At 43.5% G+C, this 260-nt stretch carries 1 protein-coding gene; it reads left to right on the top strand.

Annotated elements, in window-relative coordinates:
* On the top strand, positions 1 to 260 hold a 260-nt coding region (locus AAEZ00_RS21575), incomplete at both ends, for a diguanylate cyclase domain-containing protein (protein ID WP_351090003.1).

Here is a 260-nt window from a genome sequence, read left to right as displayed (position 1 = left end):
CTGTTACTGCATCAAGTGGCTAAACGTTTACGTGGATGTGTTCGAGATCATGATACGGTTGCGCGTCTAGGCGGAGACGAGTTCACCTTAATTCTTGAAGATGTGAGTGACTTAGAACACGCTGCAACAATTGCTGAAAAAGTGAAAAATAGCCTGATGCAATGTATTAGCATTAAAGAAGTGCAAGTCAACGTGACAGGTAGCATCGGGCTTACTTTCTACCCTGCCGATGGTCAAAATGTTGAAGCGTTAGTCAAACA

Source organism: Shewanella sp. S1-49-MNA-CIBAN-0167, from assembly GCF_040310145.1.
Classification (GTDB): domain Bacteria; phylum Pseudomonadota; class Gammaproteobacteria; order Enterobacterales; family Shewanellaceae; genus Shewanella; species Shewanella psychromarinicola.
The sequence above is the reverse complement of the archived record's forward strand: the minus strand, read 5'-3'. Positions and strand labels throughout refer to the sequence as shown.